This window comes from Rahnella inusitata (assembly GCF_018288855.1).
GTDB classification, from domain to species: domain Bacteria; phylum Pseudomonadota; class Gammaproteobacteria; order Enterobacterales; family Enterobacteriaceae; genus Rahnella; species Rahnella inusitata.
Genome location: NZ_CP065024.1, coordinates 2224595 through 2241979, shown reverse-complemented (window position 1 = coordinate 2241979; position 17385 = coordinate 2224595). Strand labels below are relative to the sequence as shown.

Genomic DNA, 17385 nt, shown 5'->3' with positions numbered 1-17385 from the left:
CACGCCATGAACTTCTCCTGGCTGGAATGGAAAAATACCCCGTGGGGAAAAGCCACGGGCGGCCAATGGCGCTATGCCCTGCGTAATTCCCTGGCGATGGTGCTTTCACTGCTGGTCGCCTTTGAATTTCAGATGGATGAACCCTATTGGGCGCTCACTTCCGCTGCTGTAGTCAGCTTTCCCACGGTTGGCGGCGTCATCAGTAAAAGTATTGGCCGTATTATCGGCAGCCTGCTTGGCGCAGTCGGTGCGGTATTTATCGCCGGTCATTGTCTCAATGAGCCGTGGCTGTTCACTTTCGCCATCGCAGGCTGGCTGGGTCTGTGTACTTACATTTCCAACCACTATCAAAACAATGTCTCCTACGCTTTCGCCCTCGCCGGTTATACGGCGGCGATCATCGCGTTCTCCACGGTTAACGTCACCGATACGACGCAAATTTTTGATATTGCTCAGGCGCGCGTCGGTGAAGTGATCACCGGTATTCTGTGCGGCGGTTTTATGATGATGGTGCTTCCCAGTACCTCAGACGGAGACGCCCTGCTCACGTCGCTGCGAAAAATGCACACACAGATGCTGGAACATGCCCAACTGTTGTGGAGCGCGGAAATTAATGATCAGATCCGTAGTTCCCATGAAGGACTGATCGGCCAGATCCTGACGCTGAACCTTTTGCGCATTCAGGCCGTCTGGAGCCATTACCGGCTGCGCCGCCAGAACAATGTGCTCAATTATTTGCTTCATCAGCAACTGCGTATGACCAGCTATATTTCCAGCCTGCGTCGTATGCTGCTGAACTGGCCCCAGCCGCCGGAAAATCTCACCCCCGTCCTCAGCGTCTTGCTCGACGAACTGCGTAATCCGCACACTGATAAGTACCGGCTCTCACAAATCCTTTTACTGATTAAACCAAATGATACTGCCGATTTCCGGCATCAGGCGTTCTGGATGCGCTTACGCGATTTTTGCTGGCTGTATTTACGCAGCGAGCGCTGGTTGCGCCGCGTGGAAAACGCCAACGTCGCAGAAGCGGAGATGCTCCAGCCGCCAAAAATTAGCCATCTGGCGCAGCATACCGATACGGTTGAAGCGGCCTATAACGGTCTGCGCACCTTCCTGTGCATCGTGATCGGCTGCGCATTTTGGATGACGACGCAGTGGGATTCTGGCTCCGGTGCCGTTGCGCTGACGGCGGTCAGCTGCGTACTTTACTCCTCCACCAGTTCCCCTATCAGCAGCGTGACACTACTGATCAAATCGCTTGGTTTGCTGTTCATCGGCTGTTTTATTCTCAAATTCGGGCTGATGATTCAGATCGATAATTTTTGGGTCTTTTGCGCGTTTTTCCTGCCATTGCTGGTCACCATGCAGATGATGAAATTGCAGTACAAACGCTATGCCGGATTGTGGGGGCAAATGATCGTCTTCATGGGCTCATTTCTTGCGGTGACTAACCCGCCGGACTATGACTACGGGGCATTTATGAACGATGGCGTCGCGAAAATCGCGGGCGTAATGCTGGCAGGGATTGCGTTCCAGGTACTGCGACCAAGTTCGGATAAGCGTAAAAGTCGCCGCATTATTCGTGCGCTGCGTCGCGACTTTATGGATCAGCTCAGCCGTAAACCGTCGCTGAGCCATTTCCAGTTTGAATCGCTGATTTACCACCGCATGAACCAGCTCAATCAGAGTAAAGACCAGCTTTCCCGTACCTGGTTGCTGCGTTGGGGCGTGGTGCTGCTTAACTGCAGCCACATCGTCTGGCAGCTGCGCGAATGGGAAACCCGTTCAGATCCGCTGTCAGCAGTGCGTGACGTCTGTATTCACTGTCTGAAAGGCGTGATGACGGAGCGCGGCGTTAGCCACGAGAATCTGGATGCGACGCTGGCGGAGTTGTTGCGCATGAGTAATTCACTGGCGCATCACCCTGAACCGGCGGCGCGCGAACTGGCTGGAGTTATCTGGCGGTTATACTGCTCGCTGTCGCAGCTGCAACAGGCGATTTCGGCGGATAACGGTCCGGCGGGCCCTGCGATAACCTCCGCAAAACCCGCCTGACCTTAAGACAGCGATGGGTTACGGAACGTCGTAACCCAGCGCAGCTTTACGAATGCGGAACCACTGCTGGCGGGTCATTTCCAGGGACAATGCTTTGTACGCAGATTTCACCCGCTCGATTTTACCGGAACCGATGATCGGTAATGGCTCAGACGGCAAACGCATGATCCACGCGTACACAACCTGCTCGATATTATCGGCACCTATTTCATTCGCCACATTCTGAAGTTCATCGCGCAGCGGCTGGAATTCAACATCGCTGAACAGACGACCACCGCCCAGGCACGACCACGCCATCGGTTTGATGCGCAGCTGCTGGCAGAGATCTAGCGTCCCGTCGAGGATAGCAGGTTGATGGATTGGGGAAATTTCCACCTGATTAGTCACCAGCGTGAACGGCAGGCGTGATTGCAGCAGGCTAAACTGCGCCGGCGTGAAGTTAGAAACGCCGAAGTGTTTCACTTTGCCATTTTTGTGCAACTGAGTGAAAGCCTCAGCGACTTCGTCGGCATCCATCAGCGGATCCGGGCGATGTATCAACAATAAATCCAGATAATCGGTATGCAGATTGCTCAGGGATTTTTCTGCACGCTGAATGATGTATTGCGTATCAGTAATGTAGTGGCCGATTTTGTTTTCAGGATCGGCGGTGGTCGCAATACCGCATTTGCTAACCAGTTGCAGTTGTTCACGCAGCGCGGGCTTGAGACGCAATGCTTCGCCGAATGCCGCTTCGCACTGATAGCCACCGTAAATATCGGCGTGATCGGCGGTCGTGATGCCCAGCTCGATATGTTGCTCCATAAACGTCAGAAGCTGCTGCGGCGTCATGTCCCATTCCATCAGACGCCAGTAGCCACAGATAAGCTTCGAGAAAACCGGGCCTTGCGGCGATATAGGAGTACGTGGATCCATGATGATTTCCTTATTTTGATATTTTCGACCCACAGAATACACAACGACCGGCGCGCTGTATTGATGCTGGCAGGCAGAATGAACAGGAAGTGAAACGGGAATGCCCGCTTTGATGGTTAAAAAAGCTCAGGCTGTTCAGGCAGAGGCTCATCCGGTAATTTTCCGGCACGCTGCTGACGCAATAAGCGTTGCTGGCACAAACGCAGCACATGGCGTTTCTCGGTATCGGTCATCTTAATCCAGCCAAAACGCTCATCGCGGCTGCGCTGGCAACCACGACAATAGCCCCGCTCATCGGCCTGACAAATGCCACGACACGGACTGGGGATTTCAAAGAACTCGAGCTGTTGAGCCACATACCCTCCGCAAATAACGGTGAGCTTTCATTCAAGACGTTTTCTCGCCATCCCGCAAGGTGATTTATAAAAAGGCACCTTGCGCGTAGTCAGAGACGGGGCAGATACGTTAAAAAGTACCCATATAACTAAGGTCGTATGATGCAGAGCCCTTTTCTTCACCTCATACCGATCGATCCATTAACCTCGGAGTTACTGAAATGACTAAGCTTTTCTCCCCGATTGTTGTCGGTAAAAATACCTTACCGAACCGTGTCTTTATGGCTCCCCTGACCCGTCTGCGCAGCATTGAACCGGGTGATATCCCGACGCCGCTGATGGGTGAGTATTACGCACAGCGCCACAGTTCCGGCCTTATCATCACAGAAGCAACGCAAGTTTCCTTCCAGGCCAAAGGTTACGCCGGTGCACCGGGCCTGCACACGCCGGAACAGGTTGCTGCGTGGAAGAAAATTGTTGCGGGTGTTCATGATAAAAACGGGCACATCGCCGTTCAGCTGTGGCACACCGGCCGCATCTCTCATAACAGCGTTCAGCCAGACAACCAGACGCCTGTTTCAGCATCGGCTGTAAACCCCAATACCCGCACCAGCCTGCGTGATGAGCAAGGCAACGCGATCCGCGTCGATTGCCCGACGCCACGTGCGCTGGAACTGAGTGAGATCCCAGGCATCATTAATGATTTCCGCCAGTCAGCAGCTTATTCCGCAGAAGCCGGTTTCGATTACATCGAGCTGCATGCGGCACACGGCTATCTGCTGCACCAGTTCATGTCTCCCGCTTCTAACTTGCGTGAAGACCAGTACGGCGGCAGCATCGAGAACCGTACCCGCCTGACGCTGGAAGTGGTTGATGCGGCGATTGAAGCCATCGGCGCAGAGCGCGTGGGTATCCGTATTTCCCCACTGGGTCCGTTCAACGGTCTGGATAACGGTGAAGATCAGGTGCAGGCGGCCATCTATCTGCTGGACGAACTGAACAAACGTAAACTGGCATATCTGCATATTTCCGAACCAGACTGGGCCGGCGGCAAACCTTACACCACAGAATTGCGCGAAGTGATCCGCGCGCATTACCAGGGCGTAATTGTAGGTGCCGGTGCTTATACCGCGGAAAAAGGCGAAGAGCTGATCGAAAAAGGGTATATCGATGCGGTGGCCTTTGGCCGCAGCTATATCGCAAACCCGGATCTGGTGGAGCGTCTGAAATCTCACGCCCCGCTTAATGAACCAAAGCCAGAAACTTTCTACGGCGGCGACGCTCAGGGTTACACCGATTACCCAACGCTGTAATCGTTTAAACCAGTAGTCTCCACCTGCAGGCGACCGATACCCTCCGGTCGCCTTTTTTTGTTCACAGATTCAGCACCTGTTCTGTGTTTTACAGACAAAACCGCCTCTATCGGTTAGGCTGAACCTGATTGTTCTCATCCTGCAAATAAAGAGGAACCTATGCGTTTACTCCATACCATGCTTCGCGTCGGCGATCTGCAACGTGCTATCAGCTTCTACACTGACGTTTTAGGTATGCGTCTGCTGCGTACCAGCGAAAATACCGAATACAAATATTCTCTGGCGTTTGTCGGATATACCGATGAAAGCGAAGGCGCAGTCATTGAGCTGACCTACAACTGGGGCGTTGACAGCTATGACCTCGGCACTGCCTACGGTCACATCGCATTAGGCGTCGATAACGTGGCGCAAACCTGCGACGACATCCGCAACGCCGGTGGCAAAGTCACCCGTGAAGCGGGCCCGGTCAAAGGCGGCTCCACCATTATCGCGTTTGTGGAAGATCCGGACGGTTATAAAATCGAGCTGATCGAATCCAAACACGCAGGTCAGGGTCTGGGCAACTGATACGTTGCTACCCGGCTTCAGGGCGCGAAAGCGCCCTTTTTATTGCCCGCTTTATTGCCGAATGTTTACCTCACGCCTGCAAGTGGCGGCAAAATTTGTCATAATGTGCGCTGAATTCGATGAAGATAAGAAACTAATGGCCGAGAATAGTGACATTAACGCGCTGAAAGGCCGTTTCCGTGGTTTTTATCCCGTAGTGATCGACGTAGAAACTGCCGGGTTTAACGCCAAAACTGATGCGCTGCTGGAAATCGCGGCGATCACCCTGAAGATGGACGAAGACGGCTGGCTGGAAAGCGACGAGACCGTGCATTTCCACGTTGAGCCGTTTGAAGGCTCCATTCTGGTGCCCGAGGCGCTGGCTTTTAACGGGATCGACCCAACCAATCCGCTGCGAGGCGCGGTCAGTGAATACGATGCACTGCACGAGATTTTCAAAGTCATCCGTAAAGGGATGAAAGAGCAGAATTGCAACCGCGCAATCATCGTGGCGCATAACGCCAATTTCGATCACAGCTTCCTGATGGCCGCTGCCGAACGCGCCGGTCTGAAACGTAACCCGTTCCATCCGTTTGCCACGTTCGATACCGCTGCATTAAGTGGTCTGGTTCTCGGGCAGACTGTACTGGCGAAAGCCTGTATCAGCGCGGGCATGGTCTTCGACAGCAGTCAGGCGCATTCCGCCCTGTATGACACCGAGCGCACCGCAGAACTGTTCTGCGAGCTGGTGAACCGCTGGAAACGTCTCGGTGGCTGGCCGCTGGCAATGAGTGCCGATGAGCAGGAAGATGAAACTGCATCGGAAGAAAATCAGCGATAGAAATGCTGATGATCGCAACGCGTATAAAAACAAAAAGAGCGACATCATGTCGCTCTTTTCTATTTCATTTACCGCCGTTCAGGCAGGCAATGACTTCTGGTGATTATTCTTCAGATTCAGAAGATTTGTATTTCTCAGCCGTTTCTTTGATCAGCTGTTGCAGTTCGCCGCGCTGATACATCTCAATGACGATGTCGCAGCCGCCGACCAGTTCACCATCTACCCACAGCTGCGGGAACGTTGGCCAGTTGGCAAACTTAGGCATTTCTGCGCGGATGTCCGGGTTCTGCAAGATATCAACGTACGCGAAGCGTTCGCCACAGGCAGACAGCGCCTGTACAGCTTGTGCAGAAAAACCGCAGCTTGGCAGTTTTGGAGAACCTTTCATGTACAGCAGAATCGGGTTTTCAGAAACTTGCTTCTGAATTTTTTCAATAGTTGGAGTGGTCATTTCTTGCTTCCTCAAGCCGGTACAGGCTGTCACGGTCATTACTCTTCACGCGCAGCACTCAAAAACGGTGCTGAATCACACTACCCTCTATTGTAACGATGGCAGCTGTCAGATAAAAACGCCATTTTTTGCAGGGTCTTTCGCAATACTGGCATTTTATTTCACTATTTTCGGTGCTTGCGTCAGGGTTCACAAAATAAAAGATTCATCGAGAATAACATTTTTAGCGGTCGGGTTAACACCGGATTTGCAATTCGCCATGGTTTAGCTCAAATATTAACACACTGAAATATGGTCATTTTTTTAACTAAAAATGGCGTTTATTTCAGCATAAAAAAAGCTATTAACTTTTTCTCACAATATGATCTAGAATCGAGGCAATTCGTGCTGTTTTGTCTGGTTCTTTTAGGCAATACTCTGACATCTCTGATGTTTAACCTAACCACTCATGGTAACGAAGCTATGCGCTTACTGTTCACGCTTTTTGTGCTGCTCTTTACCCAGCTATTTTTGAATATAGCCCAGGCCTCACCGCAGACCCGTGTTGCGGCCGATCAGAAAAAGAATCACGTTAACCAGGTTACCCCTGAAGAACGCCGAAAGCGTAAGACGGTTGCTGCCAAAACCACAAAAAAAACCAAAGTGGCACCGGTCAAAGAACAACAGAGCCACGAAAAGAATGCGAAGAAGAGAGTTAAAAGCACCGAACTGGTTAAGCGAAAAAACGCTTCAGAGAAAACAGTAAAAACAACGCGGGCTGAGAGCAAAAAAGAAAAAACACTCAAGACCACCCGGGCCGAGAGCAAATCCACCAAGAAATCTAAAACCCAGGCTCTGGCAAAAAACGCCACGACGAAGGCCAGCAAGAAAGAAGCCTATGGTCGCCACCGTAAAGGTAAAAAGTTAGTTGAAGAAGACAGCAAGCCGATTACATTAAGTGCGACGCATAAAAAACGTTATCAACATGCGCAGCAAACGGCGATGACCAAGCTGATGCATCAGGTCGGCAAGCCTTATCGCTGGGGTGGCACCTCACCTAATACCGGATTCGATTGCAGTGGTTTAGTTTATTACGCGTACAAAGATTTGATTCGCATTAAAATGCCGCGCACGGCCAACGAAATGTACCACCTGCGCGACGCAGCGCCGGTGAAACGCGGCGAGCTGGAATCAGGCGATCTGGTGTTCTTTAGAATCAATAACCGCGGAGCCGCGGACCACGTCGGGGTTTACGTCGGTAACGGCAAATTTATTCAGTCTCCGCGTACCGGTGAAGACATCAAAATCACTTCCCTGGGCGATGATTACTGGCAAGACCATTACGTGGGCGCACGTCGGGTAATGACCCCGAAAACGATCCGATAATAAACAGTTCGTTAAGTCTGAAGTTTCGCTAATCAGCCATTGAATAGCATTTAACGAAGCGTTTCTGCAGGGAAGAGTATCGGCGCAAAGGTCACTGCGTAAAATAGAAAGGGCGATTCCTGTAACAGGTAATCGCCCTTTTTATTGCCTGACTTGCGCGTCTTTTAGTTCATTACTGCGGTGAAGCTGAAAGCGACAATCACGAGCAAAGCGCAAACCGTGGTGATTAATGACAATTTTAGATTGCGGTCCATAAAACCCCCTTACAGATCAATTGTGGCGCTTCATTTAGCCACACTAAATGTGTGCCAACGCATTTTCTCATACTTCCCGGCTAAAATCCCGCGTTGATTCATGCGCGATAACCCACAATAACACTTCCACTTTCCTGCAATATAAGAGAAAATTGTCGGTTACCACGCCTGTGTGCCGGTCGATTTCTCCCGAGGGCGCTTTACGCCTCACTCTGACGAACTCACCCAACGATTTCACTGCCTTTTTATAAGCCCGCAGTGAAATCCACGCAAGCAAACGATTAACATAATGCTAACGTGCTGAAACACGTGAGTTCAGGAGTCATTCCTTACATGGCAACGATTAAAGATGTCGCAAAGCGCGCTGGCGTTTCCACCACAACCGTGTCGCACGTCATCAATAAAACACGTTTCGTCGCCGAAGACACCAAAGCCGCGGTTCTGCTGGCCATCAAAGACTTGCACTACTCACCAAGCGCCGTCGCACGCAGCCTGAAGGTCAATAACACTAAAACGATCGGCCTGCTGGCGACGTCAAGCGAAGCGCCCTATTTTGCCGAAGTGATTGAAGCCGTGGAGAACAGTTGCTTTTCCAAAGGCTACACGTTGATTTTGTGTAACTCACACAACAATCTGGATAAGCAGCAGGCCTACCTGGCGATGCTGGCACAAAAACGTGTCGATGGTTTGCTGGTGATGTGTGCGGAATACCCTGATGAACTGCTGAACATGCTGGAAGAATACCGGTCAATCCCGATGGTCGTAATGGACTGGGGCGAAGCGCGTAAAAACTTCACCGACAGCATCATCGATAATGCGTTCGAAGGCGGATACATGGCCGGACGCTATCTGATTGAACGCGGCCATCGCGATATCGGCGTGATCCCGGGGCAGCTGGCGCGTAACACCGGCGGTGGCCGCTTCCAGGGTTTTGTGAAAGCGCTGACCGAAGCCAATATTCCTTTGCGTGAAGAATGGGTCGTCCAGGGTGATTTCGAACCCGAGTCAGGTTATCAGGCTATGCAAAAAATCCTGATGCAAAAGCAACGCCCGACCGCCGTGTTCTGTGGCGGTGACGTCATGGCGATGGGCGCGATTTGTGCAGCCGATGAATTCGGTTTGCGCGTTCCTCAAGACATTTCCGTTATCGGATATGATAACGTGCGTAATGCCCGTTACTTCTCACCAGCGCTGACCACGGTGCATCAGCCGAAAGAGCGTCTGGGTGAAATGGCCTTCACGATGTTGCTCGATCGCATCGTCAGCAAACGAGAAGAATCTCAGACCATCGAGGTACATCCGAAGCTGGTAGAACGCCGCTCAGTGGCCGATGGCCCTTTCCGCGACTATCGCCGTTAATGTTTGCCTTTACTCTTTGCTATTAATGCTTTTAACGCCTGCTTTTGCAGGCGTTTTTATGCAACACGCGCATTAATTTTTAGTGAAAATTTGTCACGATAAATCATATCTGACCCTTATTATTTATTAAGTAAATTCATTTATTACATGAATTAATCCACTACAAATAATTACCTTCATAATATCATTCGCGTAAGTTATCTATAAAAAAAACAATACAAAATACATATTAAAAAAAATTTCCCTATATATTACAGGCAAATGAAGATTACACATGATTTCAGAAAGCAGACTAGCACAATTAAAATTTCACTTTCCAAAAAGGTTCAACTAATATCCTTCACCTTTTGAAATGGAAGTAAGGAAAATCTAATGGAATGGAAACCGAGTGTACTCGCAACACTCATCTCTTGTGCTATTTTCAATACCCACGCAGGAGTAATGCGTGAAGATGTATCGGTACAAGACTACCGGGACTTCGGTGAAAACCTGGGTAAATATACCCCCGGAGCCGAAAATGTAGAGGTTTTTAAAACTGATGGTACGTCTGCGGGCTTCTTAAATTTCCCGATCCCCGATTTTAGCTCCACTGATGACTCCGCCGTTGCAACGTTAATTTCACCCTCTCACATCGTGAGCGTTGCTCACAACGGTGGCTATAAATCAGTAAAATATGGAAATAATGCGAAGTATTCTTACACTTATCAACTCATCAGCAGAAATGTCGATCCCTCAGGCAGAGATTTTCATGTTCCACGCCTAAATAAAGTTGTAACAGATGCGGCACCAGCCCCCATGATGCTCGCTAATGATGCCCGTAACGATCATGAAAGATATAAATATTACACTCGGGTTGGTTCAGGCACTCAAGTCCAGGTCATTCCGGGAACAAATAAAACCAAACAGCTAAGCAGCGCTTATAAATGGAAATCGGGCGGGACAATGATTAATCCCACCTTTGAAAACTGGAGATTACGGTGGACAAACTACGCGCCAGACGATGCGCGTACGACGCCTTTTAGTTCTGCTGCGCAAGGTGGCGATAGCGGAAGTCCGCTATTTGTCTATGACAGCGTAGATAAACAATGGGAATTGTACGGTGTAACGACGTCGGGTAATGGTTCACCCCCTTACGCGTTGACCACGTATAACTTAGATCTGCAGACAGCCTTTATAAAATCGATCATTGATTCAACGACGGATCCCGATGTCGTGGATGTGCAGGCTGATGGCGATATTCATTGGGGGACCGCCGCTATAACCCAGGGCGATTCTCAGTGGATATGGCATGGTCTAAGCTACGCGCTCCCTACTCAGGCAACCAATGATCAACTGAACGCAACACACGACCTGCGTTTCAATGGCGAAGGTGGTCAACTTGTGCTGGATTCTTCCGTGAATCTGGGCGCGGGTAAACTTCAATTTTCCAATGATTATCGCGTCACCTCCGCGACAGGTGCGAATGCCACCTGGGTGGGTGGCGGCGTAGAAGTGGATGATGGTAAAACGGTTGACTGGGAAGTTAACGGCCTCAAAGGCGATAACCTGCATAAAATCGGTGAAGGGACACTGTATGTAAATGCTACCGGCGTTAATGAGGGTGGACTGCGAGTCGGTGACGGTACCGTGGTGTTGGCCCAACAAGCTGACCAGAACAATAATCGCCAGGCATTTTCTACCGTCACGTTGGTCAGTGGCCGTCCAGTTGTGCAACTTGGTGACGAGAGCCAAATTGCCGGCGATCAGATTCAATTTGGTGCGCGCGGGGGCACTCTTGACCTGAATGGTTACGATATGTCTTTCGCGACGATAAATCACAATGACGATGGTGCGATTATAGCTAACACCAACGATGCTGAACAATCTACGTTGACGCTAAACAACACTTCTTCCCAGAGTTTTATCGGTCATTTAGGCTCGTCGGAACATCCTGATGCGCTTAATATTGACTATGTCCCGGCAGGAGATAATAGCTGGAACTTTGCTGGCGGAGTGGATGCTAATGATATGACAGTGCGTGCGGGCACTGCGATCTTCAGTGGACGAGTGACTCCTCATGCGGCCGGTACGGTCTTCAGCGATGACTGGATCAACGAAAGTTATCATGTGAATCATCTGCTGGTTGAAAGTGACGCCGATTTTATTCTGAATGAACATGCTTCAATGGTCGGCAAGGTGACGCTTGCAGAGCGCGCCAGCATGCAAATGACAGGTAAAACACACTTCACCGGTGATATTGAAGTGGGTAAGCAGGCAAAACTGGTGGCCGTCAATGATACAAGCACATTGGCAAGCACCGATGGCACGGTGGATAGCTGGCTTAATGGTCAAATTTCAGGCGAAGGGTCGCTTGAAAAATACGGCAGCGATACCCTGTACTGGACCGGCGAAAATACCTTGACCGGCGGCGTAGAAATTTATGGCGGGACACTTAAACTTCAGGGTTCTGTGGCTTCGGATATGATTTTGCACGATGCGACTGAGTTAGCGGGTGCGGCCACCATGAATAATCTCACGCTGGGTGATAATGTCATACTGCGTCCTTATGCTGAGCCAAACTTACTAACAGCGGGGAGTTTTACTGCCGCCTCTCAGGGAGTTAATGGTAATTTCATAGCCGGCAATAACACTCACCTCTATCTGCGTACCGGGATGGACGAGCAGCAATCAGTCAGTGATACGTTATTGATTTCAGGAAACGCTGATGCAGCTCAGGCTGTCACGTTACATGTTGATTTATCCGGCAATGGTTATATGACCGACGTGAATAATAGCGGTATCGCCGGTTCTGCCGAAGGGATATCACTTGTTCAGGTCGGGGGAACGTCGACGAAAGACACTTTCCAGCTTGAGCATGGGTACGTCGCAAGCGGACCATGGCAGTATTCCCTCTATACGTTTGCCCCTGGAAAAAGTGATGCATCACAGCGTCTGGTTGACGGCATAGGAAATCAATATTGGGATTATCGTCTGGAAACACGTTATTTGACCGAGGGTGATGAACCTTTACCCATTCCAGACCCGACTCCGGATGTGCCAGATGTTGTTCCGGATCCTACTGTGGATGTGCCTGACGTTGTTCCGGATCCCACCGTGGATGTGCCTGACAACGTTCCGGACCCCACTCCTGTTGCCCCGGCACAACCGGGCCGCCTGGCTGTGATTCCGCAGGTTCCTTCATACTTGTCGTTGCCATCAGCATTGCTCAGCTATAACAGCCGGGTGACACAGACTTTCCAAAATCTGACAAACACCTCCACCATGGAAGGGCCCGAAAGCGAGCACTACCCTCTCTGGCTCCAGTACATCAATGGTGAAGATAACTATCACTCATCGCTGGGTTTTACTGATTACGGATACGATTACACCCAGAAAGAACAAGGCTGGTTACTTGGCGGCAAAGTGATGCACCTGGGTACCGACGAGCAATATCTGGCATGGAATTTAGCCATTTCCAATGCGGATTTGAAAGTTACGCCGGATGCAAAAGACGGTAACAGTGAAGGCAATTACAAAACCTACGGGCTGACTTCTTTACTGACATTCCATCATCAAAGTGGCTGGACATTCGACCTTGGTGCGGACATGACCAAATACGATGGCGATGTTTCGACCGAGGCGCGTGGAAAAGTAGCAGACATTGATGCTTATTCCTGGAGTGGCACACTGGAAAGCAGCTATCCCTTTGTCTTTGGCGAGCATGAATTTGCTCCAGTATTGGGTGCAGGCATCCAGGTGCTGAGTGTGGATGATTTCACCGACATCGACGATGTTGACGTGCATTACGACAATATTGTCCGCCCGACAGGAAAAGCAGGTATGCGTTATCGTTACAAACTGCGTAACAGCGCTGTGGGCAACATGATGCTTTATTCCAGCACTTATCTCACTAAAGACTTCAGCGATACGCCAGATGTATGGGTTAGCAGCACCCGTAATCACGATGTTTCTTCAACATTTGATATGGGAACACCGGGAAGTTCGGCGACGGTTGACGTTGGGGTTATTAATGAACTAACACCGTTCATCTCTCTAAATACCGGTTTCCAGTATCAGCAGCGTCTGAGCAGCGATGATGAAGGCATTAACTCGTGGCAGGGCAATGCAGGGGTAAAAGTGACGTTCTAAAAGAACATTCACAATGCAGGTAAAAATCCATCTCGTGAAGGGATGGGTTTTTATTTTCTAATCGCGCAGCCATTCCTGATTCATCGTATCCGTATCGCCCATGTATTCCAGCAGCCACGCCAGTGATGGCGACGCATTACTTTGATCCCACGTCAGGCAGCACGGGCTGTCCGGGAATCGGTTCTCCAGCGTAAGAATCTGGAGTTTTTTTTGCTCAATCCATGGCATGACGCGATGAACTGGCATCATGCCCACGCATAATCCCTCGGTCAGACACTCCAGCGCACAGGTCCAGTCGGGCACCACCAGACGCCGTTGGTTATCCAGCGTCCAGGTATCGCGCTTAGGTAAGGTCCGCGAGGTATCCTCCAGACACAGCGCCGGATAAGGGCGCAGCTGCTCGTCGTTGAGCGATCCGGTGTGTTGCGCCAGCGGGTGCTGCGGGCTGACCACGCAGTGCCAGTCCATAAAGCCCATGTCGCGAAAACTGAAACGGCCGCCGACCGGTACGGCGCGCGTTGCACCGATAGCCACATCCGCACGGCCATCCACCAGCGCATCCCAGACACCGTTAAACACCTCCGAGTGAATAATCAGTTCGGTATCCGGGAAATGCCGGTAAAAATCCAGCACCAGACGACGTGTTCTGGCCGGTTTAACAATCCTGTCCACCGCCACACGCAGTTCGCCGCGCCAGCCGTTGGCTACCTGCTGACACTGGCGCCGCGTGGCTATCATTTTTTTTGTCAGAATTCGGGCTTCATCAACAAAAACCTGCCCGGCCGGAGTCAGTACAACATCCCGATGCCGCCTTTCAAACAGCGGAACGGCCAGCCATTGCTCGAGCTGACGGACGGTGTAGCTGATAGCAGAAGGCACACGGTGCAGATCTTGCGCTGCTGCGCTGAAACTGCCGGTTCGTGCTACTGCATCCACCACTTCAAGTGCATATTCGGACCACATCAGTTAGCCTTCAATTTTTTTGATAGCAGACTGCAAATATTAGCGTTTCACAAGACTGTTATCAAAGCGTTAAACTCCGCATCCGAACCTATTTCTGCGTCAGATCATCTGCAATAAACACATTAATGAGACCAAAATGAAACCCTCCTTTGGATTTATGCTCTATCTCGCCGGATTGAGCATGCTCGGCTTTTTAGCTACCGATATGTATTTGCCTGCATTTAGCGCAATGCAAACCAGCCTGATGACCAGTCCGGGTATGATCAGCGCCAGCCTGAGTATTTTCCTCGGCGGCTTTGCTGTCGGGCAACTGCTGTGGGGGCCGCTCTCCGATCGTATAGGCCGGAAACCGGTGCTGCTGATCGGCCTGACGCTGTTTGCCATCGGCTGTCTTGGGGTTCTGTGGGTGGAAAATGTCCGTGCTCTTCTGGCGCTGCGTTTCCTGCAGGCGATGGGCGTTTGTGCTGCTGCTGTCACCTGGCAGGCGATCGTCGTTGATCGTTTCTCTGCGGACGTGGCGAAGAAAACGTTCGCCAGTATCATGCCGCTGGTTGCCCTTTCCCCAGCGCTCGCTCCGCTGCTTGGCGCATGGGTATTGAATCATTTTGAATGGGAAGCCATTTTCGCCCTGCTGACGGTCGTTGCGGTGCTACTTGTTATCACCACGCTCACTTTGCGAGAAAACAAACCTGCTGAGCATCCGCCTGAAAGTAAAGCCGGATTCGGCACCTTACTGAAATCCCGCGTTTACACCGGCAACGTGATGATTTATGCCACCTGCTCTGCCGGTTTCTTCGCCTGGCTGACCGGATCTCCGTTTATTTTAAGCGATATGGGTTACTCACCGGCGGTCATCGGCCTGAGTTACGTACCTCAAACGATCGCTTTCCTGCTGGGCGGTTTTGGTTGCCGAATGCTGATCAGTAAACTGGATGGCAATAAAATTCTGCCGTGGTTGCTGGCGGGATATTGCCTGAGCGTGGTCTGGCTTTTCGTTATCGCGATGTTCACCGATGCCGGGTTGGTGAGCTTGTTAATACCGTTCTGTCTCATGGCTTTGGTGAATGGCGCAATCTATCCAATTGTTGTCGCAAATGCATTAATGCCATTTCCTGCTAATACAGGCAAAGCCGCCGCGTTGCAAAATACACTTCAGTTAGGTTTGTGTTTTATCGCCAGTCTGATGGTTTCCGCATTTATTGCGCATCCACTGATGGCGACAGTGACCACCATGCTGTCTACAATAGTGTTGGTCGTGTTGGGTCGCTGGCTGTCACAACGGCAAGTAAACCAACAAGTTTGCGTGGAAGAAACCCCGCAGGAAGTTGAAGCACAACATACTCACTGATCGCGATAATGACCTTTAGTTACAATCACTTAAAGGTCATTAGCATCCAAAGCGATTAACTATTGAGAATGTATGCAGTCGAGCCTATACTCAATAAAACCTCTAAAAATAACACTTTTACAAAACTTTTATTACAAGCTTTTGTGTGCCCCGCGGAGTGCGTCACACTATTTTTCATGGATGATTGTCCTGCAAACCTTGTAGTTTGTGGGGGTTTTTCTAAATTTCCTCTGTTGGTGTCGAATATCGGACGAGGCGCTCAGTCGTCTGTTCTCATAAAGACCTGCAAAATAGCCTTTGCTTTTCCCGGCAGGTTAATAAGTCAGAAGAGAAAGTGATGGAGAAGCTATGAGTTCATCGTGTATAGAAGATCAAAGCATTCAGGATAATCAGTGGTATCGGATCGTCAGCGAAATGTTATCCTCCGCGGATATCCGGATTAATGGTAACCGCCCTTTTGACCTTAAAGTAAAAAACACTGACTTCTACAAGCGTGTTTTGCAGGAAGGTTCTCTGGGTTTGGGTGAAAGTTATATGGACGGCTGGTGGGAATGTGAACGCCTGGATATCTTTTTTCAGCGCGTATTGCGAGCCGGTTTAGAAGATAAACTTCCCCGCCATTTTAAAGACACACTTCGTATCGCAGCTGCGCGTATTCTGAATCTGCAATCCCGTAAGCGCGCGTGGATTGTTGGTAAAGAGCATTACGATTTGGGCAATGATTTATTTACACTTATGCTCGACCCTTATATGCAATATTCCTGCGGCTACTGGAAAGATGCGACCACCCTTGAGGAGGCGCAGGAAGCCAAACTCAAAATGATCTGTGACAAGCTGCAATTAAAACCGGGCCTGCGCTTGCTGGATATCGGTTGTGGCTGGGGCGGATTATCTGAGTACGCGGCGCGCCATTATGGCGTCAGCGTGGTGGGTGTGACGATTTCTGCTGAACAGCAAAAACTCGCGCAGGATCGCTGCGAAGGGTTGGATGTCACCATTCTTTTGCAAGATTATCGTGATTTAAACGATCAGTTTGACCGCATCGTCTCCGTCGGTATGTTTGAACACGTTGGGCCGAAGAATTATCAGACCTATTTCAATGTTGCTAAACGCAATATTAAACCCGACGGTATTTTCCTGCTGCACACCATAGGTTCGAATAAAACAGACCTGAGCGTGGATCCCTGGATTGATAAATATATCTTCCCGAACGGCTGCCTGCCTTCGATTCAACAGATTGCACACACCAGCGAATCCCTGTTCGTGATGGAAGACTGGCACAATATTGGCGCAGATTACGACCGCACGCTGATGGCCTGGCACGAACGCTTCCAGCAGCACTGGCCGCAACTGGCTGAACGTTATGGCGACCGCTTCCACCGGATGTTCACCTATTACCTCAACGCCTGCGCCGGAGCTTTTCGCGCACGCGATATTCAGCTGTGGCAGGTGGTATTCAGCCCGCAGGGTGTAGACGGCGGTATCCGCGTTCCGCGTTAATCTCGCGGG

The 17385-nt window shown here is 50.5% G+C and carries 14 protein-coding genes; 9 read left to right on the top strand and 5 right to left on the bottom strand.

Translation table 11 applies throughout. From position 1 onward, the window contains the following. Positions 1-6: 6 nt before the first annotated feature. Complete coding sequence (locus tag I2123_RS10525) at positions 7-2058, top strand: FUSC family protein (protein ID WP_213052386.1); 2052 nt, start codon at positions 7-9, stop codon at positions 2056-2058. A gap of 18 nt (positions 2059-2076) precedes the next feature. Here I2123_RS10525 and I2123_RS10520 read toward each other — a convergent pair whose 3' ends face one another. Together I2123_RS10520 and I2123_RS10515 are read right to left on the bottom strand one after the other, a co-directional pair. After that, on the bottom strand, positions 2077-2973 hold the full coding sequence (locus I2123_RS10520) for an aldo/keto reductase (protein ID WP_213052385.1): 897 nt from the start codon (positions 2971-2973) through the stop codon (positions 2077-2079). A 116-nt stretch (positions 2974-3089) separates the two neighbouring features. After that, positions 3090-3329 (bottom strand): DUF1289 domain-containing protein, encoded by a 240-nt coding sequence (locus I2123_RS10515; RefSeq protein ID WP_112168489.1) that lies wholly within the window; start codon positions 3327-3329, stop codon positions 3090-3092. 200 nt (positions 3330-3529) lie between these two features. On the opposite strand from I2123_RS10515, the gene nemA reads away from it, so the two are divergent. The 3 genes from nemA to rnt all read left to right on the top strand — a co-directional run bounded on the left by nemA (position 3530) and on the right by rnt (position 6008). Then, positions 3530-4621, top strand: coding sequence for an alkene reductase (gene nemA, locus I2123_RS10510; protein ID WP_112168488.1), 1092 nt, complete (start codon positions 3530-3532; stop codon positions 4619-4621). A 159-nt stretch (positions 4622-4780) separates the two neighbouring features. Further along, positions 4781-5188: a lactoylglutathione lyase gene (gene gloA, locus I2123_RS10505; RefSeq protein ID WP_213052384.1), complete on the top strand. Its 408-nt coding sequence runs from the start codon at positions 4781-4783 to the stop codon at positions 5186-5188. Positions 5189-5291: 103 nt separating this feature from the next. Then, positions 5292-6008, top strand: coding sequence for a ribonuclease T (gene rnt / locus I2123_RS10500; protein WP_112168560.1), 717 nt, complete (start codon positions 5292-5294; stop codon positions 6006-6008). A 103-nt stretch (positions 6009-6111) separates the two neighbouring features. Here the strand turns inward: rnt and I2123_RS10495 are convergent, their stop codons facing one another. Then, positions 6112-6459: a Grx4 family monothiol glutaredoxin gene (locus tag I2123_RS10495; protein WP_056773605.1), complete on the bottom strand. Its 348-nt coding sequence runs from the start codon at positions 6457-6459 to the stop codon at positions 6112-6114. Positions 6460-6921: 462 nt separating this feature from the next. Here I2123_RS10495 and I2123_RS10490 point away from each other — a divergent pair, with 462 nt between their 5' ends. After that, entirely contained in the window at positions 6922-7824 is a 903-nt protein-coding gene (locus I2123_RS10490) for a C40 family peptidase (protein ID WP_112168486.1), read from the top strand. A 164-nt stretch (positions 7825-7988) separates the two neighbouring features. Here the strand turns inward: I2123_RS10490 and cydH are convergent, their stop codons facing one another. Next, the gene (cydH, locus tag I2123_RS25785; RefSeq protein WP_112168485.1) at positions 7989-8078 is read right to left on the bottom strand and encodes a cytochrome bd-I oxidase subunit CydH; all 90 of its coding nucleotides are present in this window, start codon (positions 8076-8078) and stop codon (positions 7989-7991) included. 333 nt (positions 8079-8411) lie between these two features. On the opposite strand from cydH, the gene purR reads away from it, so the two are divergent. Continuing rightward, complete coding sequence (gene purR, locus I2123_RS10480; RefSeq protein ID WP_112168484.1) at positions 8412-9437, top strand: HTH-type transcriptional repressor PurR; 1026 nt, start codon at positions 8412-8414, stop codon at positions 9435-9437. A gap of 372 nt (positions 9438-9809) precedes the next feature. Continuing rightward, positions 9810-13565, top strand: a complete 3756-nt coding sequence (locus I2123_RS10475) for a S6 family peptidase (protein ID WP_213052383.1) — start codon at positions 9810-9812, stop codon at positions 13563-13565. Between the two features lie 57 nt (positions 13566-13622). Here I2123_RS10475 and punR read toward each other — a convergent pair whose 3' ends face one another. Further along, positions 13623-14528: a DNA-binding transcriptional activator PunR gene (gene punR / locus I2123_RS10470; protein WP_112168482.1), complete on the bottom strand. Its 906-nt coding sequence runs from the start codon at positions 14526-14528 to the stop codon at positions 13623-13625. A 136-nt stretch (positions 14529-14664) separates the two neighbouring features. On the opposite strand from punR, the gene punC reads away from it, so the two are divergent. Further along, positions 14665-15876 (top strand): purine nucleoside transporter PunC, encoded by a 1212-nt coding sequence (punC, locus tag I2123_RS10465; RefSeq protein WP_213052382.1) that lies wholly within the window; start codon positions 14665-14667, stop codon positions 15874-15876. 348 nt (positions 15877-16224) lie between these two features. Further along, positions 16225-17376, top strand: a complete 1152-nt coding sequence (gene cfa, locus I2123_RS10460) for a cyclopropane fatty acyl phospholipid synthase (protein ID WP_213052381.1) — start codon at positions 16225-16227, stop codon at positions 17374-17376. The last annotated feature ends 9 nt before the right edge of the window (positions 17377-17385 follow it).